Origin of the sequence: Rhodococcus sp. JG-3, from assembly GCF_000482405.1 — a bacterium.
In the GTDB taxonomy this organism is placed as follows: Bacteria; Actinomycetota; Actinomycetes; order Mycobacteriales; family Mycobacteriaceae; genus Rhodococcoides; species Rhodococcoides fascians.
Map to the genome: position 1 here is coordinate 1,148,503 of NZ_KI519398.1, position 25,173 is coordinate 1,173,675.

The following is a 25,173-nucleotide window of genomic DNA, read 5'->3' on the forward strand; positions in this document are numbered from 1 at the left end:
CCATATGGTCGTGCAGCTCGCGTCTTCCATCGCACACGCCAGATCCTCTGGCACCGGAACGAGATCGGGGTCGGCCGGTTCGAATTCGCACGACACCAGATCACCGGCAGCGACGCCCAACCGACGCTGGAGACCTGCACCGATGTAGACGAACGACCCGGACAGCACAGTCGAATCTGCTTTGTTGAGACCGAGATTGAGACTCAGTCCGTCGATCGAACCGTCGATTCGACGAGTCGGCCACAGCTCCGCGGCCTCGACCAATCGAGGCGGTACACGAATGATCGTGTACGTGTTCTTGCCCCACGTCAACGGCTCGAGCGCTCCGTCGAACCGAATGCGGTCACTCACGATTGCCTCGCATCGCTCACAGCGGCAGCATAATCAAGTGACGGTCTCTTCGGCGGGAGCTCTCACCCGCGACTAGGTTGGCGTCGTGACTCTCACTGAAGTGTGGACGGCATACATGGCGGCCCTCCAGGAGCGCGCGCCGGTCACCGCTGCGTCGATTCGGGCTCCGCGGGCCCTGGGTGAGCGTGAAGCCGCCGAACGTGCGACGACCCCGTGGCCGGATGAGTTGCGCGAGTTCTACGGGCTGCACGACGGGCAGCACGTTCCCTCGGGTACAGACCACGTCCCGGTTGGCTCGGTGTTGCCGGATTCGAATCTATTGTCGTTGGACGAAGTTCTGGCCCGGCACACGTTCAGCCTCGAAAATCCACATCCGATCGATGATCTGGGCGATGACTGGCCTGATCTCGTTCGCGCCCAGCAAGCAGGTGAGACGGCGGAGATGTTCGTCCCTGCTTATGTCCCGTTTGCCGAGGATGGCGCCGGTGGAACTACCTACGTGGATACTCGTCCGGGTTTGCGTCGAGGATGTATCCGCAACTTTTCGTACGATTCCGCCGACCAGGGTGCGCCGTGGTTCGACTCCCTGACCGAGTACATCGCAGCTCTGTACCGCAGCGTCGAGTCCGGATCTCCGATATACGACGACGTAGTACCCACGTTTGTGGACGGTGTGCTCGAGTGGCGTGACCCCGAGTTTTCCGACGGATCGATGGCACATGCGGCGACGCTCCCGGTCATCCGAATACCTTTCGCACTCATCGACTTTCGTCCGTCGCAATTGTCGGACGACGACCTGATCGATCTCGACCATGTCCGTCGTACCGTCATCGAGACCGCTCGGAGGCTGCACCCTTACTCCGTGGTGGAGCACGCACGAGCGGTGTATCGGCAGGTGCCGCGTGTGCGCGGAGCAAACATGAATTGGTGGGTGTCGATCAATGGAGCGGAGACAGTCTTCACCGCAGTTGTCACCGGAGAGGGACACGACGTCCTCGTTCTGGAGCTTCCGTCCGGGGGATGCGTGCTCGAGGGCGACCAAGGAGAACCCCGCTAGAACACCACCCACAGCAGTGATGCGACGGCGAAAATGGCAAGTCCCAGTGTCGTTTCCATGACCGTCCAGGTCTTGAGGGTGGTCTTCTCGTCCATGCCGAAGAAGCGGCTGACGAGCCAGAAGCCGGAGTCGTTGACGTGGGAGAGCACGGTGGCTCCGGCAGCCAGTGCGAACACCAACAGCGCGATCTTGAAATTGCTCAGATCGAGCTCGGCGACCTGGACCGAGATCAGCCCGGCGGTGGTGGTCAAGGCGACGGTGGCCGAACCCTGCGCGACGCGTAGCGCGGTGGCGATCAGGAAGGCCTGCAACAGGATCGGCAGTCCGAGATCGGACAACGAGGCGGTCAGAGACTGGCCGATTCCACTGGCCCGAAGTACTCCGCCGAACATGCCGCCGGCACCGGTGATCAGGATGATCGAGCAGATCGGACCGAGGGCCTGGTCCATGTACTTGGCACCGTCGGCGACGGGGAATCGTCCGGGCGCGAGGATGAACAGGGCCAACAGCAAGGTGATGAGCAGCGCGATGGGCGTCTGACCGATGAGAGTCAGGGCCGCTGCCCAGGTCTCGTCTCCGGTCAGCACACCCGAAGTGGTCAGAGTGTTGACCACGGTGTTGAGCGAGATCAGTACGAGCGGTGTCAACAGAATGAACAGCACCGCACCGAACTTCGGTGCCGGGTCGCGGAGGCCGGCCATCTCTTTGTCGTGTTCTTCGGAGTTGGCTGCGCCGTCGGCGAAGAGGTCGGCAGGCGCGGTGACGAATCGTTTGCCGAGCTGGGTACCGACCAGGTAGGAGCCGACGAACCAGGAGACGACTGCGACGGGGACGCCGACGAGAAGCACCGAACCGATATCTCCGCCGAGGAGTTCCGTGGCGGCGACGGGACCGGGGTGCGGGGGAACGATGGCGTGCATCGCGGCGAACGCGCCTGCGGTCGGCAGTGCGTACAGCAGCACCGACCCGCCGAAGCGCTTGGCGACTGTGAAGATGATCGGTAGGAAGACGACGAGTCCGGCGTCGAAGAAGATGGGGAAGCCGAAGATCAGCGCGGCGACACCGAGGGCGAGCGGTGCGCGCTTGGCTCCGAATCGGTTGATCAGGGTATCGGCCAATACTTGAGCGCCACCGGTGATTTCGAGCAGTCTGCCGACCATCACACCCAGGGCGACGAGTAGAGCGACAGAACCGAGGGTGGAACTGAAGCCCGAGAGCAATGCCGACGGTACGTCTGCCAGTGGGATCCCCGCTGCGACGGCGGTGACGGCGCTGACCAGAACCAGCGAGACGAAGGCGTGCAGTTTCACCTTCATGATCAGGAACAGCAGAACTGCGACGGCTGCTGCGGCGATCAGGAGTAGGGGAGTCGTCCCGTACGCCGGTTCGATCGGATCCATCTGTGTACCTCGTTCGCTCGGCTGGAGATTCGACCATAACGGACAGCTCGATGTCCGCGCGGGGATACCGAGCACGGTCGTCGGACCTGGAGTTCGTGGTGGAGTACCGTGCGGGTATGAGTGATGGGGATCACGTAGTGGGTGGGGACAGCTCCGACAAGCCTTCGAAGGACGCTCTACGCGAGCAAGCGCAGCGCTATGCCGCAGCGGCCCGGCTGAAGATGAAGGAGCGACGCGCGAAGGCGTCGGGTGGCCTCGGGTCCGTGGTCGCCGACCGCGCAGGAGATTGGGATCTCGACGATCAGAACACCGTGGCGATGGACCGTCAGCAGAAGCTCTGGAACGGGGTCATGGATCGCTACTTCCGGATGGAGATCGATGGGTGGGAGACGATTCCCGAGTCGCCGGTTCTCGTCGTCGGAGTGCATTCGGGTGCGCCGTTCGTGTGGGACGCGTGGACGGTGGGTGCGCAGTGGTGGCGGCATTTCGGCGACAAGCGAATCCTGCACGGCACTGCGCACGACGCGCTGATGGCATTTCCATTGATCGGCAAGGTCTTTCGATCCATGGGTGTGTTACCGGCGGCTCCGGACTCGATGTCGACCGCGTTGGCCGAGGGCCGAGACGTGATCGTGTGGCCCGGTGGTGAGGTCGATTCGCTGCGGCCGTGGAGCAAGCGTGACGAGGCGACACTGGGTGGTCGTACCGGTTTCGTCAAGCTTGCGATCCGGATGGGTGTGCCCATCGTGCCGGTGGCGACCGTGGGCGGGGCCGACGCCATGCCGGTGCTCATTCGAGGCGACAAGCTCGCAAAAGTGCTCGGACTGGACAGGTTTGCGCGCCTGAAGGTCTTTCCCATCGCCATCTCGCTGCCGTGGATCATCGCGCCTGCCGCGCTGCCGCAGATTCCGTTGCCCGCCAAGATCCGAACCCGGTTCATGCCTCCGGTCGAGCTGGACCACGATCCGTCGCGCTGTGACGACGAGGCCTACGTCGACGCGAAATACGACGAGGTCCGGGCCAGTATTCAGGCCGGCATGGACGAGCTCGCCAGCAAGCGCAAGTTCCCGGTGTTCGGCTAGTTCGCTCGCGCCGGGCATCGCGGACCGTAGCTGACCGCGATCGTTTCTAGCGTCTCCTCTCGTACGGATTCACCGATACGACGAGGGGCGCACGAGATGATCGAAACATCGGGATTGACCAAGACTTTTCGGCAGGGCAAGAAGACCGTGGAGGCGGTGCGCGGCATCGATCTGACGATCGGTGAGGGAGAACTGGTCGCTCTCCTCGGCCCCAACGGTGCGGGCAAGTCGACCACGCTGCGAATGCTGACCACACTGCTGGCACCGACGTCGGGTTCGGCCAGGATCGCGGGGTTCGACGTGGGCAGGGACCGGGACAGTGTCCGGCGCAGTCTCGGCTACGTGGGGCAGGGAAACGGCGCGGGACACAACCAGCGCGTGCGAGACGAACTCGTCGTGCAGGGCCTGTGCTACGGCATGACTCGTCAGCGATCACGAACTCGCGCAGACGAATTGATCGACGCACTCGAGCTCGGCGAACTGCGCTCGCGCACCGTCTCGACGCTCTCCGGCGGACAGCGTCGCCGACTCGATATCGCCTTGGGGCTGGTGCACCGACCGGCGCTGCTGTTCCTCGACGAGCCGACCACCGGAATGGACCCGCAGAGTCGGGCCAACCTGTGGGATCACATCCTCCGGCTGCGACGCGAGATGGGCACGACCATCGTTCTGACCACCCACTACCTCGACGAGGCCGATTCGATGGCCGAGCGGGTCATCGTCGTCGACCACGGAACCGTCATCGCCGACGACACCGCCGCGTCGCTGAAATCGGAACTGGCAGGCGATCTGATCGTTCTCACCGTGTCCGACGCGTCGGCGCTTCTTCCGCTTCTCGACGGCATCGACGGCATCAGAGACGTCACGAGATCGGGTTCGCGGCTGAACCTGCGTGTCGGACGCGCCGAAGTCGTTCTTCCGGAAGTGTTGCGGCGGAGCGAGTTACACGGTATTCACGTACATACTGCGGACATGACCCGACCGACTCTCGACGACGTGTTCCTCGGACTGACCGGCCGTAGTCTTCGAGAAAGTGCCGCAGCGCTCGACAACTCGAGCGTGGCAGGAGAACTCCGATGAACGTTCTCTCCGGAAGCACTCTGGTGATGGGTCGGGAATTGCGGCCGATGGTGCGCGATCCGTTCACCGTCATCTTCAGTCTCGTCCAACCGCTGATCCTGCTCGCTCTGTTCGGCCCACTGCTCACCGATGTCCCCGGTCTCGGCGACGGAAGTGTCTGGGACTGGTTCGTGCCGGGTGTTCTCGCGATGATCACCATCTTCGGCACTTCCATGACGGGCTCGAATCTGCTGGCCGAATTGCAGCAGGGTTCTCACGAGCGAATGTTGGTGACCCCGTTGCCGCGATCGGCGCTGCTCGTCGGGCGGGCGTTCAAGGAAATGGTGCCGCTCGCTGCGCAGGCCGTGTTGATCGTTCTGGTGGCATTGCCGCTGGGGTTGTCCGTGAATCCGATCGGTGCCGCTGTGGGAATCGTGCTGCTCGGGGTGTTCGGCGTCGGGCTCGGCGCGCTGTCCTACGCGTTGGCTTTGGCTGTGCGCGGACAGGATTGGGTGTTCTGGTCCATCCAGCAGACGTTGATGTTCCCGCTGCTCATCCTCTCGGGCACGATGTTGCCGCTGACGGCCGCACCGGGGTGGATGCAGTTCCTGGTGAACATCAACCCGCTCGGATATCTCGTCGACGCCGAACGTGCACTGTTCGCCGGAGACTTCGCGAGTTCGACGGTGATGGCAGGTGTCGTCGCAGCCGCGGCCACTGCGGCGGTCGGGTTGATCGTCGGTATCCGGGCTATGGGTTCCTCGTGCGAGTGAGGCTAAGCTCGCGTCATGGATCGGCCTGCGGTAATTCTCGAGAACGACGAGACGGTGTACGACTTCTATCTGCGTCATCAGCAGAATCGTCAGGTTGCGAGGCTGGCGTATGCCGCCCTCGCCCGGCGCTTCCGCCCGCGGGTGTCGTATTCCGACGGTGCCCGGGAGGAGCTGCGGCGTCTGGTGTACGACAACACGCGTCTGCTCATCGCGGTCAATCACCTCACCGAGAGTGATCCGTACACCCTCGCAGCGGCGGCCTGGGCGTCGCCGCTGCGTCCGGTGATCGGGCGCACAAGAGTGCTCGCGAAGGACGAATTGTTCCAGGACCCCAAGCAGCGCAAGCGAATCGACATGATGGGTGGCATTCCCGTCTTTCGCGGCAAGAATCACGGGATGCGGGCAGTCAGTGCGGCAGGCAACCGCATGATGGACATCAGTGCCGAAAGAATGAAGCGCGGCGACGACCTCGCGGTGTTCCCGGAAGGCACCTGCAACCTCGAGGACCCGACGACGGTGCAACACGTCGGCAGCGGAATCGGCCACATCGCGATGCGGGCCCGCAAACTCGGCGTCGAACCGACGTTGATCTGCATCGGACTGAGTTACGGCCCCGGCTCGGCAAAAGTGAAGCAGGCGAGCGTCTACTTCGATACTCCCATCACTGATCTGCCCCAGAAACCGATCGACATCACCCGGGTGGTGGCAGAGGGAATGCAGAAAGCACTCGACGGAGCGGTGGCTGCGTACTGACTGCGCCGCCGGGGTTGGTAGAAACAGATGACAGGTAATTCGATTCGGCGTTGTGTCAGGAGATATTCGTGAGTGATCAGATCAAGACGGCCATCGTCACCGGTAGTGCGCGTGGGATCGGCGCTGCAGTCGCGAAGCGGCTTGCCAAGGACGGTTTCGGCGTCGCGGTGGTGGACCTCGACGAGGCCGCGTGCAGCGACACCGTCGGCGCGATCGAGTCCGCAGGTGGGCAGGCCGTGGCCATCGGCGCAAACGTGGCCGACGAGGAGTCGGTGCAGACTGCAGTCGACCGCATCGCGAGCGAGTTCGGTGCACCGACCGTACTGATCAACAACGCTGGCATCACCCGCGACAACCTGCTGTTCAAGATGACGGTGCAGGACTGGGATTCCGTGCTCGGCGTGCACCTGCGCGGCTCGTTCCTGATGACGCGTGCAGTGCAGAAGCACATGATCGACGCCAAGTGGGGCCGCATCGTCAACCTGTCGAGCACCTCGGCCCTGGGCAATCGCGGCCAGGCAAACTACTCCGCGGCCAAGGCCGGCATGCAGGGATTCACCAAGACTCTCGCCATCGAGCTCGGCAAGTTCGGCGTCACCGCCAACGCCATCGCCCCCGGATTCATCGAAACCGAGATGACGGCAGCCACCGCCGAGCGAGTCGGAATGTCGTTCGACGACTTCAAAGCTGCTGCGGCGTCGCAGATTCCGGTCAACCGCGTCGGACATCCCGACGACATCGCCCACCTGGCGTCGTTCTTCGTCAGTGAGGGTGCCGGCTTCATCTCGGGTCAGGTCGTCTACGCAGCCGGTGGCCCGAAGGACTGACGTCTCCCGAACGCGTGAATGGACCATTCACGAGCCCGGACGGGTGTGAATGGTCCATTCACGCAGAGCGCACAGCGACTACGGCGTTGGCATTCCGCCGTTGACGTTGAGGGTGTCTCCGGTGACGTATCCCGATTCGGCCGACGACAGATAGACGTACGCACCGGCGATCTCGGCAGGCTGCCCGGCGCGTCCGAGCGGGGTTTCCTTGCCGAATTCCGGCAGTGCCGAGGTCGGCTGCCCGCCGGCTGCCTGCAGCGGTGTCCAGAACGGTCCCGGCGCAACGACATTGACGCGAATTCCCTTGGGTGCCAACTGCTGGGCGAGAGCCTTGCTGATGGTGTTGATGGCCATCTTCGTCGTCGCGTAATCCACCAGTCCGGGCGAAGGTGTGTACGCCTGGATGGAGCTGGTGTTCACGATCGTCGAGCCGGCAGGCATGTGCGGCACTGCTTCCTGAATGATCCAGAACAGTGCGTACACATTGGTTTTGAAGGTCTGGTCGAACTGCTCCGACGTGAGATCCGCCAGATCCTCGACGAACTGTTGCTTGCCTGCCACGTTGACCAACAGGTCCAGGCCGCCGAGCTCGTCGACGGCGGTGTGCACGAGGGCGCGGGCAGCTTTCTCATCGGTGAGGTCTGCCGGTGCCAGGACGGCGGTGCGACCGGCGTCGCGAACGAGCTGGGCGACGTCCTGAGCGTCCTTCTCCTCCGACGGCAGATAGTTCAGGACTACGTCGGCACCCTCGCGGGCGATGGCGATGGCGGCCGCACGCCCGATGCCGGAGTCGGCACCGGTGATCAGGGCCTTACGGCCGGTCAGCCGTCCGGACCCGCGGTACGTCTGCTCGCCGTGGTCGGCCAGGGGTTGTAGATCGGCAGCGAGACCGGGCGGATCCTGGTGCTGCTCAGGGAATCCGTCCTGGCGGTACTGCGTGACGGGATTGGTGAAGGTGTACTGATCACTCACGATGGGGTCGTCTCCGAACCTGGTATTCATTGCGTGGGGAACCTGCTGCTCGATTCCGTCTCCACGCCGAATGCCCAGAGTCGCCCGCAAACAAACTGAGTCGGGTCTCTCCCTGGCTCACGCCATCCCCCAAGTTCCACACCATCCCCACCAACGGATGAATGCGGCATTCAGCTACTTGGAGTAGCTGAATGCCGCATTGATCCGGAAGGGGGGCGTGCCGGACAAGCAAGGCTGTGGGCTAGGAGTACGTGTAGAAACCCTTGCCGCTCTTGCGACCCAGCATTCCCGCGTCCACCATGCGCTGCAGCAGTGGGGGCGGAGCGTAATGCGGCTCGCGGAATTCGGCGTACAGCGATTCTGCGACCGCGAGGGTGACGTCGAGGCCGACGGTGTCGGTCAGACGCAACGGTCCCATGGGGTGGGCGCAACCGTTGACCATGCCGTCGTCGATGTCCTCGGCGCTGGCGAAGCCGGATTCGAGCATGCGGATGGCCGAGACCATGTAGGGGATGAGCAATGCGTTGACGATGAATCCCGCACGGTCGCCCGCACGAATCGTCTTCTTGCCCAGTGTGTTCGCCGCGTAATCGGTGACGGCGTCGACGGTTTCTTCGCTGGTGAGGAGGCTGACGACGATTTCGACCAACGGCAGTACCGGCACCGGGTTGAAGAAGTGCACTCCGACGACCTGGTCGGGTCGCTTCGTCGCGTTGGCCATCTTGATGACGGGGATCGACGAGGTGTTCGTCGCCAGGATTCCTTCGGGTTTGACGATGGAATCGAGCTTGCCGAACAGATCCAGCTTCAGTGATTCGATCTCCGGTGCCGCCTCGATCACGAGGTCGCGATCGGCGAAATCGTTGATGTCGAGCGTCAACGAGATTGCGGCGCGGGCTTTCTCGGCCGCGTCGGCGTCGATGCGGCCGGACTTGACGGCCCGTGCGAACGATTTGTCCAGGCGTGCTTCGGCGGCGTCGGCGGTGCCCTGGCTGGTTTCCAGGATCAGCACCGAGCTACCGGAGCGGGCGCACATTTCGGCGATACCGGCACCCATGGTGCCGCCGCCGATGACGCCTACGAGTTCGATGTTGCTCATTTGAGCAGCGCCCGCGACATGACGACACGCTGAATCTGGTTGGTGCCCTCGTAGATCTGCGTGATCTTGGCGTCGCGCATCATGCGCTCGACGGGGAAGTCGGTGGTGTAGCCGGCACCGCCGAAGAGCTGGACGGCGTCGGTGGTGACCTCCATCGCGACATCGGAGGCGAAGCACTTCGCTGCGGCAGAGATGAATCCGAGGTTCTTCTCGCCGCGCTCGGCGCGTGCCGCGGAGCTGTAGACCATCAGGCGGGCAGCTTCGACCTTCATTGCCATGTCGGCGAGCATGAACTGCACGGCCTGGAAGCTCGAGATCGACGTGCCGAACTGCTTGCGGTCCTTGGTGTATGCGATGGCTGCGTCGAGAGCGCCCTGAGCGAGGCCGACGGCCTGTGCGCCGATGGTGGGCCGGGTGTGGTCGAGGGTTTCGAGTGCGGTCTTGAATCCGGTGCCGGGCTCACCGATGATGCGGTCTCCGGGGATCTTGCAGTTCTCGAAGTACAGCTCGGCGGTGGGCGAACCCTTGATGCCGAGCTTCTTCTCCTTGGGGCCGACGACGAATCCTTCGTCGTCCTTGTGCACGATGAACGAGCTGATGCCGTTGGCGCCCTTGTCGGGATCGGTGACGGCCATGACGGTGTACCAGTCGGACTTGCCGCCGTTGGTGATCCAGCACTTGGAGCCGTTGAGGATCCAGTCGTCTCCGTCGGCCTTCGCGCGGGTGCGCATGCTGGCGGCGTCGGAGCCGGCCTCACGCTCGGACAGTGCGTACGACGCCATCGCGCCGCCTGCGAGCGAGGGCAGGACCTGCTTCTTGAGCTCCTCGGAGCCCTTGAGGATGAGGCCCATCGTGCCGAGCTTGTTGACGGCGGGAATCAGTGAGGACGAGCCGCAGACGCGGGCGACCTCTTCGATGACGATGCAGGCGGCAACCGAGTCGGCACCCTGACCGTCGTACTCCTCGGGAACGTGCACGGCGTTGAAGCCGGAGGCGTTGAGGGCATCGAGCGCCTCCTGCGGGAAGCGCGAGTCCTCGTCGACCTCCTTGGCGTACGGGGCGATCTCCTTCTCCGACAGGGCCCGGATCGCTGCGCGCAGCTCCTCGTGCTCCTCGGGTGACTGGTAGAGATCGAAGTCGGGATTTCCGGCCATGTCGGCCACGCTCCTCGCGATGTCGGGGGTACAGCACTGCCCAGAAAGGGCACTCAGTGCCAAGCTTCATCCCAGTGTACGACCGGACCGGCCTCGATTCAAGGGTGGGGCTCGCCGAGACGGCACTGAGTGCCATCTCGGGTGGGTGTCACTCGGGGAGGTGGCGGGCCAACGCGTCGGCGACGGTGTTCACGGACGTGCCCCGCGGGAATGTCGCGACCACGACGTCTCCCGAGGACTGGGCGCGGACCTGCGCCAACGCTGCGCGCAAGTCGGTGACGGACGTCGGCAGGCCGTCGCGAATCATCCGTCGTAGAAAGTAGTTGTGGGTCGCGGTCACCGAGGCGGAGAACTGCAGGATCTCCAGATGAGGGTGGTCGGGAAGCGCCCGCTGCAGGTATTCGACGAAGAGACGGTCGTAGCGGAACACGGTGACGATCTCGCGATCGCGCAGGGCGGGAATTCGATGCACCACCTGATATCGCAGCCGCGACATCTCTTTCCAGTCCGAGAATCGCTCGTACACCAACTGGGCGGCATCGCAGACGGCCTGCCATGGGTCGCCGGTGTTGGACGCGAGCAGAGCGCCGACCTGCTCGAGCAGGATCTCGTGATCGGCGAAGACGACGTCTTCCTTGGCGCGGAACTGCCGGAAGAACGTTCGACGCGAGATTCCGGCCGCCACCGCGATGTCGTCGACCGTCGTCGAGTCGTAGCCCTTGACCGAGAACAGATCCAGGGCCGCGGTGGCCACGGTCAGCCTGAAGTCGGTGGATTCCTCGGGTTCGCCGCGCATGCCAGTGAAGGTAGCGGAGTTTCGGCAGGGGCACTGAGGTCGTCCTTCTCGGTGGCTGATTGCTAGTGTTCGCAAGTAGCCTGCTGCGCAGTGCTCGGCGAAGCGGAAGGACGTCATGGCCACGGATTCGAGTCGACCGCTGTACAGAATGAAGGCCGACTTCTTCAAGACGTTGGCTCATCCCGCGCGCATTCGAGTGCTGGAACTGTTGAGCGAACGCGAACACGCAGTGTCCGAGATGCTGCCCGAGGTGGGCATCGAGCCGGCGAATCTGTCGCAGCAGCTGTCGATTCTGCGTCGCGCGGGTCTCATCGAGGGCACTCGGGAGGGATTGTCGGTGTCGTACACGCTGACGTCGCCGAAAGTGGCGGACCTCCTCGTGGTGGCCCGGGAGATATTGACCGGAGTGGTGGCCAACCAGGTGGAACTGCTGGACGGCGAGTCCGGATCGCGCACCTGAGCCGATGTTCGAGGGAGGTGTGCAGCATCTCGCCGCATCTGATTCATTACTTGCTAAACTTAGCAATCAACTGGATCAAGAACGATGAACTTTCAGGAAGCGTCGCATGTCCGAACCGACGAAACGCACCCGCACGAACGACGCCCTGAGGGCGGTTTCCGCCCTTCTACCCAGATGGAGCGAGTGGAAGCCCGCGCTGCGCGCACCCGGTTCGGATCTTCTCGCCGGCCTCATCGTGGCGCTGGTGGCGCTGCCCCTCGCGCTCGGATTCGGAGTCAGCACCGGGCTGGGTGCAGCGGCGGGACTGACCACCGCCATCATCGCGGGAGTCGTGGCCGCGGTATTCGGTGGCTCACGGTTTCAGGTATCGGGTCCGACCGGTGCGATGACGGTGGTGCTGGTCCCGATCGTTGCCGAATACGGGCCGACGGGAGTCCTCGCGGTCGGGCTGCTGGCCGGGATCATTCTGTTGGTGCTCGCGGTAGGAGGTATCGGCCGAGCCGTGCGGTACATGCCCGCGCCCGTCATCGAGGGATTCACCGCGGGCATCGCCGTTGTCATTGCACTGCAACAGGTTCCGTCGGCGCTGGGTATCACGGACGCGGAAGGTGACAAGGTCTGGCAGTCCGCGTTCGATGCTGTCCGTTCGTTCGTCGCGCATGCAAGCATCCTCACCCCCGCTGTGGCGATCACCGTCGCGATCGTCATGCTCGTCGGCGGCCGCCTGGCACCGAAGATCCCGTTCTCACTGGTCGCGGTTGCTGCCGCTACCGGGGCCACCCAGCTGTTCGATCTGGACATCGCCCGCATCGGCACCATTCCGTCGTCGTTGTCCGCCCCGAGCCTGGGCTTTTTCCACCTGGGTGACGTGACGGCGTTGCTGGCCCCGGCGTGTGCCGTCGCCGCTCTGGCTGCCCTGGAATCGCTGTTGTCCGCCACGGCCGCGGACTCGATGGGCGTCGGCGCTCGCCACAACCCCGACCGGGAGTTGTTCGGACAGGGCCTTGCGAACATCGCCGCACCCCTGTTCGGGGGCATCCCCGCCACAGGTGCCATCGCCCGGACTGCGGTCAACGTTCGATCCGGTGCCCGCACCAGGCTCGCGGCCCTTACCCACGCGGTGATCCTCGCCGCCATCATGCACTCCGCGGCCGGGTTGGTCGCCGATATCCCGCTTGCAGCCCTGGCTGGAGTGCTGCTCGCAACCACGGTGCGGATGGTCGAGACCGCGTCCATCCGGGCGATCACCCGCGCCGGCCGCGGGGACACCGTGGTGATGGCGGCGACCTTCCTCGTCACGGTGGTCTTCGATCTCGTGACGGCGGTGGCGGTCGGCGTCGGGTTCGCTGCCGTCCTGGCTCTCCGGGCCGTTGCGCGATCGGCCACGGTCGAGCAGGTCCCGTTGAACACACTCGATGCGGTCTCGAAGGAAGAAGGAGACCTGCTGCGGGGACACATCGTCGCGTACCGCATCGACGGTGCGCTGTTTTTCGGTGCCGCGCACAGCTTCCTGCTCGAACTCGCCGACGTCTCGGACGTGAAGGTGGTGATCCTCCGTATGTCCCGAGTCACCACGATCGACGCCACCGGCGCCATCGTTCTCAAGGACACCATCACCGAACTCGAACACCGACACATCACCGTCCTGATCTCCGGTGCCAAGCCGGAGCACCTGCGTCCCCTCGCAGCCCTGGGGGTGTTCACCACCAAGGACGACGACGCTCGACACGTCTTCGACACCACCCCGCAGGCCATCGCCTGTGCACGCACGCTGGTGACCGAGGCGACCACGCCCCGCGGGTAGGGTCGTAGGTCACACTTGCGTACGAAAGGACCAGCTCATCGTGGCTCTCGTTGCCGGAATCGACTCTTCCACCCAATCGTGCAAGGTTTTCGTTCGCGATGCCGACACCGGGGAGTTGGTGCGTCACGGCCGTGCCGGTCATCCCGACGGCACCGAGATCGACCCGCAGCGGTGGAAGGAAGCACTCGACGAGGCCGTCGACGCCGCCGGCGGGCTGGACGATGTCGCTGCGGTGTCGGTCGGCGCGCAACAACACGGCATGGTCTGCCTCGACGACAACGGATCCGTGGTCCGTAAAGCATTGCTGTGGAACGACACTCGATCGGCCCAGGCGGCAGAGGATCTGATCGCGGAGCTCGGCGAGAAGACCGGTGGCGACGGCGGTCAGGCCTGGGCCGACGCGGTCGGCGTGGTTCCGTTGGCCTCGATCACCGTCGCCAAGCTGCGGTGGCTCGCCGACAACGAGCCCGACAACGCCGATCGCACTGCGGCGGTGTGCCTTCCGCACGATTGGATCGGCTGGCAGCTCGGTGGCGCGTCGGGGCTCGACGCCTTGGCCACCGATCGCGGCGATGCGAGCGGCACCGGATACTTCTCGGCGGCCACGAACGAGTATCGAACGGATCTGTTGCAGTTGGGCTTTCGTGGCCGCAACCCACTGCTGCCCCGCGTGGCTGCGCCGAATGAGGCGATAGGCCACACTGCCGCCGGGGCGCTGATCGGCCCGGGTACCGGAGACAATGCCGCGGCGGCGCTTGCCCTCGACGCACAGCCCGGTGATGTGGTGGTCTCGATAGGCACGTCCGGCGTCGTCTCGGCGGTGACCACCGCAGCCGCGGCCGACGGTTCGGGCCTGGTCGCCGGATTCGCCGACGCCACCGGGCGTCAGCTGCCGTTGGTGTGCACGCTCAACGCGGCGCGTGTCCTCGATGCGACGGCGCGAATGCTGGGCGTCGATCACGACGAGTTGTCGCGGTTGGCTCTGTCGACGACGAGCGACGGTGTGGTGATGGTGCCGTACTTCGAGGGCGAGCGGACGCCCAATCTCCCCGATGCGTCCGGTGCGATTCATGGACTACGACTGAACAATTCGACTCCGGGCCACCTGGCTCGCGCTGCCGTCGAAGGACTGCTGTGCGGACTGGCCGACGGTATCGACTACCTGCGTGCACAGGGAGTGGACGTGCAGCGAGTACTGCTCATCGGCGGCGGTGCCAAGTCCGCGGCGCTCCGAGCCTTGGCCCCGGCAATTCTCGGGGTGCCGGTGGCCGTACCCGAGCCCGGTGAATACGTCGCCGACGGGGCAGCGCGCCAGGCAGCATGGACTTTGGCCGGGACCAGTGAACCGCCGACCTGGGCGCAGGCCACCTCGAAGACATACGAGGCAGACCCCACGCCGGCGGTGCGAGAGCGCTACGCGCATGTGAGTGGAAACTCGTAGCAGGGGTCGAGTTTCCACGCACATGCGGCGCAGCCGCTCAGGGAATCAGACGTGCATCTCGGTAACGCTGAATCACCGAGGCGATGGCATCGGGCGTGGATCGGAAGCCCAAGAAGCCGGCCTTCTTGGACTTGTTCATGTCCGTCAGGCATTCCATGTCGCGGCCGAGGTCACCGTCGGTGTGCCACCACGACGCCAGCCGTGAGACGTCGCTCTCCACCAGATCGTGCTTCTCGGCGATGCGCTTCCACGCGGCGGCCGCGTCGGACATGCGGGGTTCGAGGGGACGCGGTTCGGTGTCGAAGCCTTCGGGTTCGACACCGAAGTGCTCGGCGAACTGCGGCCACAGCCACCGCCAGCGAAAGACGTCACCGTTGGCGATGTTGAACGCCTCGTTGCGCGCGTTGTCGTCGGTTGCCGCCCAAATCATCTGCTCGGCGAGCAGGTCGGCGTCGGTGAGGTCGGTCAAGCCGTTCCACTGGGTTTCGGAGCCGGGGAAGACGAACTTCTCGCCCAGTTCCTTGCAGATCGACGCGTAGACGGACAGCGTCAGCATCATGTTCATCGCGTTGCCCACGGCAAAACCGGAGACGGTGTGTGCGCGGTGCACGCTCCATCCGAACCCGTATTTGTCTGCGCCGGCGAACAGTTCGTCTTCCTGCGCGTAGTAGAAGTTCGGCGTGTCGAGGCGGTCCTCGGTTTCGTGGAACGGCGTCTCGGCCATCACGGCCTCACCGTATGCATCGAACGGGCCGAGGTAGTGCTTGAGTCCGGTCATCAGCGCGACGTGCTTCACCGAATCGAGGGGGCCGAGAACATCGAGCACATTGCGTAGGGTCGCCGAGTTGACCTCGATGTTCTCCTGCTCGGAGTCCTTCTTCATCCACGCGGTGAAGAACACGACCTCGGGGCGGACGTCCTTCAGCGCTTCGTCGAGGGACTGCGGGTCGAGCAGATCCGCCGCGACCGGCACGACGCCGTCGACGGGGGTACTGCCGCTCCGACTCAGTCCGTAGGTGGTCCAGCCTGCATCGAGTGCTGCGCGGCACAGCGCCTGCCCGGAAATGCCGGTGGCACCGACGATCAACGCGCGCGTGGTGTTCGTGGTCATCGGATCCGGTTACCCACTGGAGCCGATGCAACACGTGACGCTTCACTCACGTCAGGGCCAGTACTTGCTGGACCACCAGCACGATCGCGCCCACGGCCGAGACGGCGATTGCCGTGATACGTAGGCGTCGCCGATCGAGAACTCGGTTGATCACCCGAGAGAGCAGGAACCCCAGAACTGTCGCCGGGGCCAGGAAAGCGAACAGCGTGGCGGTGTGGCTGTTCACCGCTCCGGCCACCGTCAACACCGCGATGGAGATGATCGAGCCGACGAGGAAGAAGCAACTCATCGTGCTGCGGAGTTCGGCTCCGGAGTTGCCTTGCCATACCAGAGCCATCGGTGGCCCACCGATGGAGGTGGCGGTTCCCAGAACTCCCGACGCGGCCCCGGCGACGACGAGATTGCGTTTGTGCGGCAACGGAACCCAGCCGAACGACGTCAGCGCGACGCCGCCCAGGACCACGAGTGCCAACAGTATCGCCAGCCCGCGTTCGGGCAACAGGACCAGTAGCAGCGCACCCACCACCGAGCCGGGGAGTCGTCCGGCGAGTGCCCATCCGGCTCCCGAGAGATCGAGAGCCGTCCGGTCGCGTACCAGTACGAGCACGCTGACCACGACCGCGAGCATGATCAGCGTTCCCGGTACGAGTCCGGGGTCGACGATGGCCACGATGGGGGCGGCCAGCATGCCCATGCCGAAGCCGATCGACGCCTGCATCGCGGATGCGAAGAAGATCGCGAGGGCGACGACGACGAAGCCGGTGACACTCAGGTGCGTGAGTGTCATGTTCCGGCGGCGACGAGACCGAGATTCCCTGCCACGAGCGGATAATGGCATTCGGCAACATGATCGGCCTCGTCGGCGTCGTGTGCGACGGGTGGTGCGTCGCTCGCGCACAGGTCGGTCGCCTTCCAGCAGCGAGTACGGAAACGGCATCCCGACGGCGGATTAAGTGGCGACGGCACCTCGCCTTTCAGCAGAATCTTGTCCCCGCGGCTCGACGCGTCGAGTGTGGGTGCAGCCGACATCAACGCTGCGGTGTAGGGGTGCGCGGGCCGATCGAACACTGCCTCGGTGGCTCCGGATTCGACGATGCGGCCGAGATACATCACCGCGACTCGGTCGGCGACGTGCCGGACCACCGAGAGATCGTGCGAGATGAAGACGTAGGAGATGCCGAGTTGCTTCTGCAGGTCGTTGAGCAGGTTGAGTACCTGCGCCTGCACCGAGAGATCGAGGGCCGAGACGGGCTCGTCGCAGATGATCACGTCGGGGTTCAGTGCCAGGGCCCGCGCGATGCCGAGGCGTTGGCGTTGCCCGCCGGAGAACTCCTGCGGGAACCGGTTCTCGTCGCTCGGTCGCAAGCCCACCAGATGCAGCAGCTCGCGCACCCGCGCGGAGCGGTCACGTCGAGTCTTGTACAGGCTCTTGTGGGTTCGCCAGGGTTCACCGATGATGTCCCCGGCCGTCATGCGTGAGTTCAGTGAACCGTACGGATCCTGGAACACCATCTGTACGCGGCGGCGCCAGGCGAGGAGTTCCTTGCCGCGGAGCGCGAACGGATCCGTGCCGTCGAAGGCGACGGTGCCCGAGTCCGGGCGTTCGAGCATCATCAACGTCCGCGCGAGAGTGGACTTGCCGCAGCCGGATTCGCCGACCAGGCCGAGGGTTTCGCCCCGCCGCAGGTCGAGGTCGATGGAGTCCAGAGCGCGTAGCTTCCCGCGGCCGACGTCGAAGGTCTTGTTCAGGCCACGAACGGTCAACAGTTGCTCAGACATTGCGCGATACCTCGTTCGGGAAGTGGCAGGCCGACAGGCGGCCGTTGCCGACGGATTCGAGCGGCGGGCGGCTACTGATACAGATCTCACGGGCGAGAGGGCAACGTGCCTGGTAGACGCATCCGTCGGGGATCGAGTGCAGATCCGGCGGGGTGCCGCCGATGGATTTGAGATCCTCGCCGCGGACGGCGTGCACGGGTACCGAGTCGAGCAGACCCTTGGTGTAGGGGTGGCGCGGCGATCCGAACACCTCCGACACCAACCCGGTTTCGACGACGTTGCCCGCGTACATGATTGCCACTCGATCGGCCTCTTCGGCCACCAGAGCGAGGTCGTGGGTGATCAGGACGACGGCCATGTCGTGCTCGGTGCGCAATTCCTTGAGCAGTGCCATGATCTGCGCCTGCACGGTCACATCGAGGGCGGTGGTCGGTTCGTCGGCCAGCAGTACCGACGGACTCAGGGCCACGGCCATCGCGATCAGTAGGCGTTGCCGCATGCCGCCGGAGAACTGGTGCGGGTACGAGTCGGCGCGTGATTCGGGCTCGGGGATACCCACTCGGGCCATCAGCGCGATCGCTTCGACTCGCGCCTGTTTGGCCGACATCCCGCGGTGGATCCGAAACGGTTCGGCCAGCTGCGTTCCCACGGTGTAGACGGGATTGAGTGCCGTCAGCGCATCCTGGAAGACGATGGCCAGTTCGGTCGCCGCGATGGTGCGTCGCACCTTGGTCTTGGCGGTGACCAGGTCCACCTCACCCATTTCGACCGAGCCACCGGTGATGTCCGCGATCGGCTCGAGCAACCCGACGATGGCCTGTGCCGTCATGGACTTACCGCAGCCGGATTCGCCGAGCAGAGCCAGGGTTTCACCGCGGCGGGCGGTGAAGGTGACGTTGTCGACGGCGCGAATGACGCCTGACGGCGTCCGCAGGTCGACGGTCAGTCCGCGTACGTCCAGGGCGACACTACCGGTGTCGGGTCGCGCCGACGGTGCGCTGGTTGCCGGTGCGCTCATGAGACGACCTTTCGTGCGGGGATCAGGCGAGACCGCTTGGAGCGGGGGACATTGAGTCGCCACCGCTGCGCGGGATCGGTGGCGATGCGGGCCCAGGCGGCGAGAACGGTGGCCGAGACGGTCGTCAACACGATCGCGAGGCCGGGGAAGAAGGAGAGCCACCAGGCGGTCTGCAGGTAGGTACGGCCCTGCGAGACCATCAGGCCCCACGAGACGTCGGGCGGCTGAATGCCGATGCCCAGGAAGCTTAATGACGATTCGGCGAGAATGACGAAGCAGAAGTCGAGGGTGGCGACGGTCAGCAGGGTCGGCAGCAGAATCGGGGCCACATGGCGCCTGATCACCGATCCGCTCTTCGCGCCGAACGTGCGTGCGGCGTCCACGAACAACCGACTCTGCAGCTCTGCGGACTCGGCGCGGGCGGTACGCAGGTAGATCGGGATTCGCGTGATGGTCAGCACCAGAACGATATTGGCGGCGCTCGGTGAGAAGACGTAGAGCACGACGACGGCCATCAGCAGGGACGGGAAGCTGAGGATGACGTCGGCGACGCGCATCGCCGCGGTCTCGCGCCAACCGCGATGGAAGCCGGCCCACATTCCGATGAACGAGCCGATGATCGCCGAGAGGATCACGGCCGGAATGGCTACCGACAGTGTGGTTCTGCTGGCCACGATCAATCGGGCCAGCATGCTGCGTCCCAATGGATCGGTGCCGAGGATGTTCATCCAACCGGTCTCGAGGGTGAACGGTGGCAGGTTCGAGCGATCGAGATCTTGGTCGGTTGCGGCGTCCCCGACCAACATCGGGCCGATGATTGCGGTGAGAAAGACCAGTACCAGAATTGCGGCGGCCACGGTGGCGACCCTGTCTCGCAGGAGTAGCTTCCACAGCGGGGCCGACGCCTTACGGGCTTCCACCGGGGCTGACGATGGAACATCCTCGGGCTCGGATGTTTTCGGTGCTTCGAAGTCGAGTGACATGTTCTTAGACCTTCACCTTGTCGCGAACCCGGGCGTCGAGCAGTGCATAGCAGGCATCGATGACGATGTTGAGCACGAAGATGCTCACCGCCGTCAACAGCACGGCTGCCTGCAGAACGGCGAAGTCGCGTTGGAGGATGGCGTCGATCATCAGTTTTCCGATGCCGGGCCAGCCGAAGATGGCTTCGACGACCACCGCGCCGTTGACGAGCCCGACCATCAGGTCGCCTGCGACGGTCAACGCCGGTGCCGCGGCGTTGCGCAGAGCGTGGTGGGTGACGACCCGAAGATCGCCGGCACCTTTGCTTCTCGCCAGCCGCACGTACGGTGCCGACAGTGCCGAGACCATCGCGCCGCGGACCACCTGCGTCAGCACTCCGAGCGGGCGAATGAGCAGCGTGGCGATCGGCAACACCCAGGAGAGCATTCCGCTGTCCACGCCGGAGGTGGGCAGCCACCCGAACAGGATGGCGAAGACGTAGACGCCCATGATGGCGAACCAGAAGTCGGGGATTGATGCGGCCGTCATCGACAGCAGGCTCGAGATGCGATCGGCGAGCGAGTTCGGCCGGTATGCGGCCCAGCAGCCGATGATCACCGCACCGAGGATGGCGAGGAACATCGTTGCGAACGCCAGCTGCAGCGTTGCGGGGAAGGCGCGCAGGGCCATTGCCGACGCGTCCTCGCCGGTGCGCAGTGACTGCCCGAAGTCGAGTTGTACGACACCCTTGAAGTAGTCAAGCAACTGAGTCAGCACCGGCTGATCGAAGCCGTTGGTGGCGCGGAACGCTTCGCGCTGCGCCTGGGTCGCGGACTCGGGGAGGTACAAGCTGGTGGGGTCGCCGGTGAGCCGGGCGAGGAAGAAGACGCCCAGCAGAACGACGAACAGCGGGATCAGGCTGGTGTAGATCCGTCGGCGCAGAAATCTGAACATGTCAGGGCCTCTCGGTCTCGGCGCGGGTCATCGCGGCCAGATGCATTTCGTCGACCGTGGCCGAGTCCGGGGTGTAGTCCACGGAGGCGGCCTTGGCGAGCACCCCGTTCATGTGCGCGATGTAGGCCATCTGCATGATGTCCTTCGGTTCGTCGGCGAACACCTGGGCGTACGCGGCCTGCCTGTCTTCTCCGGTGAGAGCGCCGGCAGCGGCGATCTCCTTGTCGAAGTCCGCTGTGCCGTAGGCACTCTGGAACCCGTCACTGGTGAAGTACTGATCGACCGTGAAGGCGGAGTCGCCGGCCTGGTTGCCGTGCTGGATGACCAGCAGGTACGGACCGACGTCCGGGAACGGCCGCTCCTGGTACTCGGCAGTTCCTGCGGCGTCCATCATTTCGATCTTGACATTCATGCCGATCTTGGACAGCGAGTTCTGAATGACCTCCACCGTTTCGTTGATCTTCGGGAACTGACCGGTGCGTCCGATGAGACGGATCTCGGTGTCCACCGGAACCCCGTCGGCACGGGCCTGCTCGATCAACGTCCTGGCCTCGTCCATGTCGTAGGGCCAGGGAGTCAGGTCTTCGTTGTATCCCACGACGCCCTCGGAAATGAGCTGTGCTGCAGGTGAACCGAGTCCGCGGAACAACGCCTTGACGATGCCGTCGCGATTGATGGCGTAGTTGATCGCCTGCCGAACCCGCATGTCGTCCAGTGGCGGTTGCGCGGCCTGCATGCGCAGTGCCGTGGTCTCGTTGTTGGGATAGGCCACGCCGAGGTCGCCTGCACCGTCCTCCGGTCCGACCGACGTGGCGATCTCGGCCTCGCCGTTGGTCACCATCGACGCGCGGACACTGCCTTCACTGCGCCATTGGTATTCGGCCCTGGCGTATTCGGGCTTCGGGCCCCAGTAGGTCTCGTTGCGTACCAGGGAGAGCTTCTGGCCGTAGTCCCACCGCTCGATCGCGAACGGGCCGGTGCCGATCGGTTCGCGTACCCGCTCGGTGTAGCTCGAAGTGCGCGGAACCATTTCCACGAACGAGAGCCGCAGCGGCAGAATGGGATCGGGCTCGGGTGACTGCACCGTCAGCGTCAACGGGTCGACGGCTTTCACCACCAGGTCGGCGTCGCCGAAGACGTATCCCTCGACGTTGCATCCCAGTTCGGAGTTGACGGTGCGGTCGATGGAGAACGCTGCATCCTCGGCTTCGAAGGGGCTGCCGTCGCTGAACGTCACGCCGGGGTGAATGGCGAACGTCCACTCGGTGTCCGAGGTCTGCTCCCACGAATCCGCCAACTTCGGTTCGAGATCACCGGTACTCGGATTGCGCTCCATCAGCGGCTCGGTGATGTTCGAGCGCGTGACCACTCCGACCGACGTCAGCGATACGTCGCAGGCTTCGAGGGTGGGCGGTTCCTGAGGTAGAACGATGCGCAAGGTGTCTGCGCGGGCTGCGGCTCCGTTGCTCGAGTTCGCGACGGTGCAGCCGCTTGCGATCAATGAAAGTGCTAGTGCGCCAACAGCAATAGCGGCGACGCGATGGGTCCGTCCCTGCTGCACGGAGAGTGCAGGGCTCATGGTGGCCTCCAGTGGGAAAAGGGATACGCGTCATCGAGCCGCATTCGGATCTGTGACGGTAGACACACGGTAGGAGTGGGTGATCTCCACCGTCAACCGGACGAAAGCGACGTTTCGGCCCGTTATCCACGTCACAATTGTGCTGAATCAGTGCAGCTGCTCGCAGTTCAGCGCCTCTGAGCAGGTCGAACGTCCAAGCGGGTTAGGTATACCTGCATGCTGAGGGTCATGTTCATGCCGTTTGGGTATCGGTCCATGTTATTTGCGTGTTGGACAGGTATCCGGGAAGCGGCATACCGTACAGGAAACGCGCACGCTCCACCACATCGCGAGGAGAACAACGGTGACCACCGGTCAACAGGAAAAGTCTGTGTTGCAACAAGATTCACGTCAGGGGGGCCGCGTGCTCCGAGTCGGGCCGCTGAAGCCGTCCCTGATGGACACTCTGGTTGCCGACTACGACGCGCTGACCTTGCCCGACGGGGACGAGCGTGAGCAGTTCCTGGCCGAACACGGCCCGTCGATCACCGCCGTCGTCACCTCCGGCCGAACCGGCGTCGACGCAGCGCTGATGGAGCGGTTGCCGCAGCTCGGAGCTGTCGTGAACTTCGGAGTCGGATACGACACCACCGACGTCGACGCGGCCACCGAGCGTGGCATCGGGGTCAGCAACACCCCGGATGTGCTCACCGACTGCGTCGCGGATCTCGCTGTCGGCCTGGTGATCGACACCGTGCGTGGGCTCTCGTCCGCGGAGCGATTCGTACGGGCCGGCCGCTGGCCGGCCGAGGGCAACACTCCGCTGACCCGCCAGGTCACCGGCAAACGAGTCGGGATCATCGGGCTCGGCCGGATCGGATCTGCAATCGCGGACCGGCTCACCGCATTCCGATGCCCCATCTCGTACCACAACCGCAACGAGATCGACGGTTCACCGTATGCGTACGCGGCCAATCCTGTAGCGCTCGCCGAGAGCGTCGACGTACTGATCGTCGCCGCCTCGGGCGGCTCGGGAACGGCCCATCTGGTCGATCGCGCGGTGCTCGAAGCGCTGGGGCCGCAGGGCTATCTGATCAACGTGGCGCGCGGAAGCGTCGTCGACGAGGAGGCGCTGATCGAACTGCTCGCCTCGGGGCAGCTCGCCGGTGCGGGTCTGGACGTGTTCGCCCACGAACCGAACGTGCCCGACTCTCTGCTCGCGATGGACAACGTGGTGCTGTTGCCGCACGTGGGCAGCGCAACGGTGGAGACTCGCGCCGCCATGGAAGCACTGACACTGGAGAACCTCGATCGATTCCTGGCCGACGGCTCCCTCGTCACGCCGGTGACGAAGTGACCGTCGTCGTCGGCTACTCGCCGACCACCGAAGGAAAAGGCGCGTTGCCCTTCGCATTTCGCGAGGCCCAGATGCGCGGAACGGATCTGCTCATCGTCGCCGAGGACAACAGCGCGGCAGACGCCGACTTCGCTGCCACCGTCGAATCGGCTCGCGAGGAGGCGTCGGCGGTCGGTGTCACGACGAAAATTCACGACAACGAGGCCGGCCGCTCGCACGCCGACAACCTGATCGACCTGTCGTTCGACGAGCAGGCTCAGCTGGTCGTCATCGGCATCCGACGTCGATCGCCCGTCGGAAAGTTGTTCATGGGCAGCATCTCTCAGCGCGTACTGCTCGAAGCACATTGCCCGGTGACGGCCGTCAAGCCGCCGGTGGGGACGCCGCGGTAGTCGTCACGCCCACTCGCGCGTCGGCAGCACGTCGGTCATGAAGCGGTGCAGTGCCGGGTTGTCGTTGTCCACGCGCCATGCAGCGTCGAGTTCGACGGGGCGTTCCTTTACGGTCCGAACCGGCCGGAACACAACGCCTTCCGGCCGCATGGTCGACGCCGACTCGGGTACCAGGGCCAGTCCGATTCCCGAGCGAACGAGCACCAGCATCGTGTGTACCTGGGTCACGTACTGCACGTAGCGCGGTGAGACCCCGACGATGGTGAAGGTGCTGATCAGCAGTTCGTGGAAGTACCGCGCGTCGACGGGCGAGTACATGATGATCGGCTGCTCGTCGAAGTCCTCTACCGACAGCTCGTCCTTCGCGGCCAGTGGGTGTTCTTCGGGCATCGCCGCTATCAACGACTCGTGCAGCACCGGCCGGGACGCGATGCCCGGTCGCTTGAGCGGGGGTCTGGCCAACCCGAGATCCAGATCGCCGATGGCCAAGGACTCCATCTGTACCGCCGAGACCATCTCGCGTAGAACGATTTTCACGTCCGGTAGCTTCTCGCGCGCGGCGTCGAGCAGCTGCGGGAGCACCGCATGCGCCGATGCCCCGGTGAATCCCACGATCACAGTCCCCAGGTCTCCGGTAGGAACGCGTCGCACCGTCAGCAGTGCGCCCTCGGCGAGGTCGAGGATGCGTCGGGCCTCGGGTAGGAAGGCCAATCCCGCGGCCGTCAGGGTCACCGACCGGCTCGTGCGGTCGATGAGCTGCACGCCGACTTCGCTCTCGAGTTGTTGGATCTGCCTGCTGAGCGGCGGCTGCGTCATGTGCAGACGTTCGGCGGCGCGGCCGAAGTGCAATTCCTCGGCGACGGCGATGAAGCAGGACAGCCTGTTGAGCGAGAACATCGATTCATTCCTTGCATCGCGCTGGGAGTTCCGGCGTGCCTTTTCGTATAAATCTAGCGCACGTCGTCCGCGCTTCGATGATTGGTAACCTTCCCTCCGGTAAGAGTAGAGTTGCT

The 25,173-nt window shown here is 64.6% G+C and carries 24 protein-coding genes; 11 read left to right on the forward strand and 13 right to left on the reverse strand.

What is annotated here, in order from left to right; all coding sequences use genetic code 11:
- The first annotated feature begins 436 nt into the window (after positions 1-436).
- Positions 437-1,408, forward strand: coding sequence for an SMI1/KNR4 family protein (locus K414_RS0106905; protein ID WP_027495286.1), 972 nt, complete (start codon positions 437-439; stop codon positions 1,406-1,408).
- Here the strand turns inward: K414_RS0106905 and K414_RS0106910 are convergent.
- Positions 1,405-2,808, reverse strand: a complete 1,404-nt coding sequence (locus K414_RS0106910; RefSeq protein WP_027495287.1) for a GntP family permease — start codon at positions 2,806-2,808, stop codon at positions 1,405-1,407. The genes K414_RS0106905 and K414_RS0106910 overlap by 4 nt on opposite strands.
- A 116-nt stretch (positions 2,809-2,924) precedes the next feature.
- Between K414_RS0106910 and K414_RS0106915 the strand changes: the two genes are divergently transcribed.
- From K414_RS0106915 to K414_RS0106935, 5 genes are all read left to right on the forward strand, one after another.
- The gene (locus K414_RS0106915; protein WP_052053635.1) at positions 2,925-3,890 is read left to right on the forward strand and encodes a lysophospholipid acyltransferase family protein; all 966 of its coding nucleotides are present in this window, start codon (positions 2,925-2,927) and stop codon (positions 3,888-3,890) included.
- A 96-nt stretch (positions 3,891-3,986) separates the two neighbouring features.
- A complete protein-coding gene (locus K414_RS0106920; RefSeq protein WP_027495289.1) occupies positions 3,987-4,970 on the forward strand; it encodes an ATP-binding cassette domain-containing protein in 984 nt (327 codons plus the stop codon).
- The gene (locus K414_RS0106925; protein ID WP_037218963.1) at positions 4,967-5,722 is read left to right on the forward strand and encodes an ABC transporter permease; all 756 of its coding nucleotides are present in this window, start codon (positions 4,967-4,969) and stop codon (positions 5,720-5,722) included. The genes K414_RS0106920 and K414_RS0106925 overlap by 4 nt, the downstream gene beginning before the upstream one ends.
- 15 nt (positions 5,723-5,737) lie before the next feature.
- Positions 5,738-6,475 (forward strand): 1-acyl-sn-glycerol-3-phosphate acyltransferase, encoded by a 738-nt coding sequence (locus K414_RS0106930; protein WP_027495291.1) that lies wholly within the window; start codon positions 5,738-5,740, stop codon positions 6,473-6,475.
- A 68-nt stretch (positions 6,476-6,543) separates the two neighbouring features.
- Positions 6,544-7,302: an SDR family oxidoreductase gene (locus tag K414_RS0106935; RefSeq protein WP_027495292.1), complete on the forward strand. Its 759-nt coding sequence runs from the start codon at positions 6,544-6,546 to the stop codon at positions 7,300-7,302.
- 78 nt (positions 7,303-7,380) lie between these two features.
- On the opposite strand, the gene K414_RS0106940 is transcribed toward K414_RS0106935, so the two are convergent.
- The 4 genes from K414_RS0106940 to K414_RS0106955 form a co-directional block, all read right to left on the reverse strand.
- Positions 7,381-8,304: a glucose 1-dehydrogenase gene (locus K414_RS0106940; protein ID WP_080730209.1), complete on the reverse strand. Its 924-nt coding sequence runs from the start codon at positions 8,302-8,304 to the stop codon at positions 7,381-7,383.
- A gap of 211 nt (positions 8,305-8,515) precedes the next feature.
- Complete coding sequence (locus tag K414_RS0106945; protein WP_027495294.1) at positions 8,516-9,364, reverse strand: 3-hydroxybutyryl-CoA dehydrogenase; 849 nt, start codon at positions 9,362-9,364, stop codon at positions 8,516-8,518.
- Positions 9,365-9,369: 5 nt separating this feature from the next.
- Positions 9,370-10,527: an acyl-CoA dehydrogenase gene (locus tag K414_RS0106950; protein WP_027495295.1), complete on the reverse strand. Its 1,158-nt coding sequence runs from the start codon at positions 10,525-10,527 to the stop codon at positions 9,370-9,372.
- A 148-nt stretch (positions 10,528-10,675) separates the two neighbouring features.
- Positions 10,676-11,323 (reverse strand): TetR family transcriptional regulator, encoded by a 648-nt coding sequence (locus tag K414_RS0106955; RefSeq protein WP_027495296.1) that lies wholly within the window; start codon positions 11,321-11,323, stop codon positions 10,676-10,678.
- A 115-nt stretch (positions 11,324-11,438) separates the two neighbouring features.
- Between K414_RS0106955 and K414_RS0106960 the strand changes: the two genes are divergently transcribed.
- From K414_RS0106960 to K414_RS0106970, 3 genes are all read left to right on the forward strand, one after another.
- Positions 11,439-11,783 carry a metalloregulator ArsR/SmtB family transcription factor gene (locus K414_RS0106960; protein WP_027495297.1) on the forward strand — a complete coding sequence of 115 codons (345 nt, stop codon included), beginning with the start codon at positions 11,439-11,441 and terminating at the stop codon, positions 11,781-11,783.
- A 106-nt stretch (positions 11,784-11,889) separates the two neighbouring features.
- The gene (locus K414_RS0106965) at positions 11,890-13,587 is read left to right on the forward strand and encodes a SulP family inorganic anion transporter (protein WP_027495298.1); all 1,698 of its coding nucleotides are present in this window, start codon (positions 11,890-11,892) and stop codon (positions 13,585-13,587) included.
- Between the two features lie 40 nt (positions 13,588-13,627).
- Positions 13,628-15,028 carry an FGGY family carbohydrate kinase gene (locus K414_RS0106970; protein WP_027495299.1) on the forward strand — a complete coding sequence of 467 codons (1,401 nt, stop codon included), beginning with the start codon at positions 13,628-13,630 and terminating at the stop codon, positions 15,026-15,028.
- Between the two features lie 37 nt (positions 15,029-15,065).
- Here the strand turns inward: K414_RS0106970 and K414_RS0106975 are convergent, their stop codons facing one another.
- Genes K414_RS0106975 through K414_RS0107005 form a run of 7 tightly spaced genes read right to left on the reverse strand, consistent with a single transcriptional unit; the run spans position 15,066 to position 22,432 of the window.
- Positions 15,066-16,139: an SDR family oxidoreductase gene (locus tag K414_RS0106975; RefSeq protein ID WP_027495300.1), complete on the reverse strand. Its 1,074-nt coding sequence runs from the start codon at positions 16,137-16,139 to the stop codon at positions 15,066-15,068.
- Between the two features lie 46 nt (positions 16,140-16,185).
- The gene (locus K414_RS0106980; protein ID WP_081701549.1) at positions 16,186-16,926 is read right to left on the reverse strand and encodes a sulfite exporter TauE/SafE family protein; all 741 of its coding nucleotides are present in this window, start codon (positions 16,924-16,926) and stop codon (positions 16,186-16,188) included.
- Complete coding sequence (locus K414_RS0106985; protein ID WP_027495302.1) at positions 16,923-17,918, reverse strand: oligopeptide/dipeptide ABC transporter ATP-binding protein; 996 nt, start codon at positions 17,916-17,918, stop codon at positions 16,923-16,925. Before K414_RS0106985 ends, K414_RS0106980 begins: the two co-directional genes overlap by 4 nt.
- Entirely contained in the window at positions 17,911-18,936 is a 1,026-nt protein-coding gene (locus K414_RS0106990; RefSeq protein ID WP_027495303.1) for an ABC transporter ATP-binding protein, read from the reverse strand. Before K414_RS0106990 ends, K414_RS0106985 begins: the two co-directional genes overlap by 8 nt.
- Positions 18,933-19,919 (reverse strand): ABC transporter permease, encoded by a 987-nt coding sequence (locus K414_RS0106995; protein WP_027495304.1) that lies wholly within the window; start codon positions 19,917-19,919, stop codon positions 18,933-18,935. Before K414_RS0106995 ends, K414_RS0106990 begins: the two co-directional genes overlap by 4 nt.
- Before the next feature lie 4 nt (positions 19,920-19,923).
- Complete coding sequence (locus K414_RS0107000; protein WP_027495305.1) at positions 19,924-20,853, reverse strand: ABC transporter permease; 930 nt, start codon at positions 20,851-20,853, stop codon at positions 19,924-19,926.
- 1 nt (position 20,854) lies between these two features.
- Positions 20,855-22,432: an ABC transporter substrate-binding protein gene (locus K414_RS0107005; protein WP_037218968.1), complete on the reverse strand. Its 1,578-nt coding sequence runs from the start codon at positions 22,430-22,432 to the stop codon at positions 20,855-20,857.
- 343 nt (positions 22,433-22,775) lie between these two features.
- Here K414_RS0107005 and K414_RS0107010 point away from each other — a divergent pair, with 343 nt between their 5' ends.
- Both K414_RS0107010 and K414_RS0107015 read left to right on the forward strand, forming a co-directional pair.
- Positions 22,776-23,768 carry a 2-hydroxyacid dehydrogenase gene (locus tag K414_RS0107010; protein WP_236253906.1) on the forward strand — a complete coding sequence of 331 codons (993 nt, stop codon included), beginning with the start codon at positions 22,776-22,778 and terminating at the stop codon, positions 23,766-23,768.
- Positions 23,765-24,160, forward strand: a complete 396-nt coding sequence (locus K414_RS0107015; RefSeq protein WP_027495308.1) for a universal stress protein — start codon at positions 23,765-23,767, stop codon at positions 24,158-24,160. Before K414_RS0107010 ends, K414_RS0107015 begins: the two co-directional genes overlap by 4 nt.
- Before the next feature lie 3 nt (positions 24,161-24,163).
- Here K414_RS0107015 and K414_RS0107020 read toward each other — a convergent pair whose 3' ends face one another.
- Entirely contained in the window at positions 24,164-25,057 is an 894-nt protein-coding gene (locus tag K414_RS0107020; protein ID WP_027495309.1) for a LysR substrate-binding domain-containing protein, read from the reverse strand.
- Positions 25,058-25,173 lie beyond the last annotated feature (116 nt).

What these genes read in the sequence shown, in the direction of transcription:
- K414_RS0107020 (WP_027495309.1), bottom strand. Translation starts at nt 25,057, where the DNA reads ATGTTCTCGCTCAACAGGCTGTCCTGCTTCATCGCCGTCGCCGAGGAA.
- K414_RS0106960 (WP_027495297.1), top strand. Translation starts at nt 11,439, where the DNA reads ATGGCCACGGATTCGAGTCGACCGCTGTACAGAATGAAGGCCGACTTC.
- K414_RS0106985 (WP_027495302.1), bottom strand. Translation starts at nt 17,918, where the DNA reads ATGTCTGAGCAACTGTTGACCGTTCGTGGCCTGAACAAGACCTTCGAC.
- K414_RS0106940 (WP_080730209.1), bottom strand. Translation starts at nt 8,304, where the DNA reads ATGAATACCAGGTTCGGAGACGACCCCATCGTGAGTGATCAGTACACC.
- K414_RS0106965 (WP_027495298.1), top strand. Translation starts at nt 11,890, where the DNA reads ATGTCCGAACCGACGAAACGCACCCGCACGAACGACGCCCTGAGGGCG.
- K414_RS0106990 (WP_027495303.1), bottom strand. Translation starts at nt 18,936, where the DNA reads ATGAGCGCACCGGCAACCAGCGCACCGTCGGCGCGACCCGACACCGGT.
- K414_RS0106975 (WP_027495300.1), bottom strand. Translation starts at nt 16,139, where the DNA reads ATGACCACGAACACCACGCGCGCGTTGATCGTCGGTGCCACCGGCATT.
- K414_RS0106915 (WP_052053635.1), top strand. Translation starts at nt 2,925, where the DNA reads ATGAGTGATGGGGATCACGTAGTGGGTGGGGACAGCTCCGACAAGCCT.
- K414_RS0106930 (WP_027495291.1), top strand. Translation starts at nt 5,738, where the DNA reads ATGGATCGGCCTGCGGTAATTCTCGAGAACGACGAGACGGTGTACGAC.
- K414_RS0107000 (WP_027495305.1), bottom strand. Translation starts at nt 20,853, where the DNA reads ATGTTCAGATTTCTGCGCCGACGGATCTACACCAGCCTGATCCCGCTG.
- K414_RS0106910 (WP_027495287.1), bottom strand. Translation starts at nt 2,808, where the DNA reads ATGGATCCGATCGAACCGGCGTACGGGACGACTCCCCTACTCCTGATC.
- K414_RS0106980 (WP_081701549.1), bottom strand. Translation starts at nt 16,926, where the DNA reads ATGACACTCACGCACCTGAGTGTCACCGGCTTCGTCGTCGTCGCCCTC.
- K414_RS0106920 (WP_027495289.1), top strand. Translation starts at nt 3,987, where the DNA reads ATGATCGAAACATCGGGATTGACCAAGACTTTTCGGCAGGGCAAGAAG.
- K414_RS0106995 (WP_027495304.1), bottom strand. Translation starts at nt 19,919, where the DNA reads ATGTCACTCGACTTCGAAGCACCGAAAACATCCGAGCCCGAGGATGTT.
- K414_RS0106925 (WP_037218963.1), top strand. Translation starts at nt 4,967, where the DNA reads ATGAACGTTCTCTCCGGAAGCACTCTGGTGATGGGTCGGGAATTGCGG.
- K414_RS0106950 (WP_027495295.1), bottom strand. Translation starts at nt 10,527, where the DNA reads ATGGCCGGAAATCCCGACTTCGATCTCTACCAGTCACCCGAGGAGCAC.
- K414_RS0106955 (WP_027495296.1), bottom strand. Translation starts at nt 11,323, where the DNA reads ATGCGCGGCGAACCCGAGGAATCCACCGACTTCAGGCTGACCGTGGCC.
- K414_RS0107005 (WP_037218968.1), bottom strand. Translation starts at nt 22,432, where the DNA reads ATGAGCCCTGCACTCTCCGTGCAGCAGGGACGGACCCATCGCGTCGCC.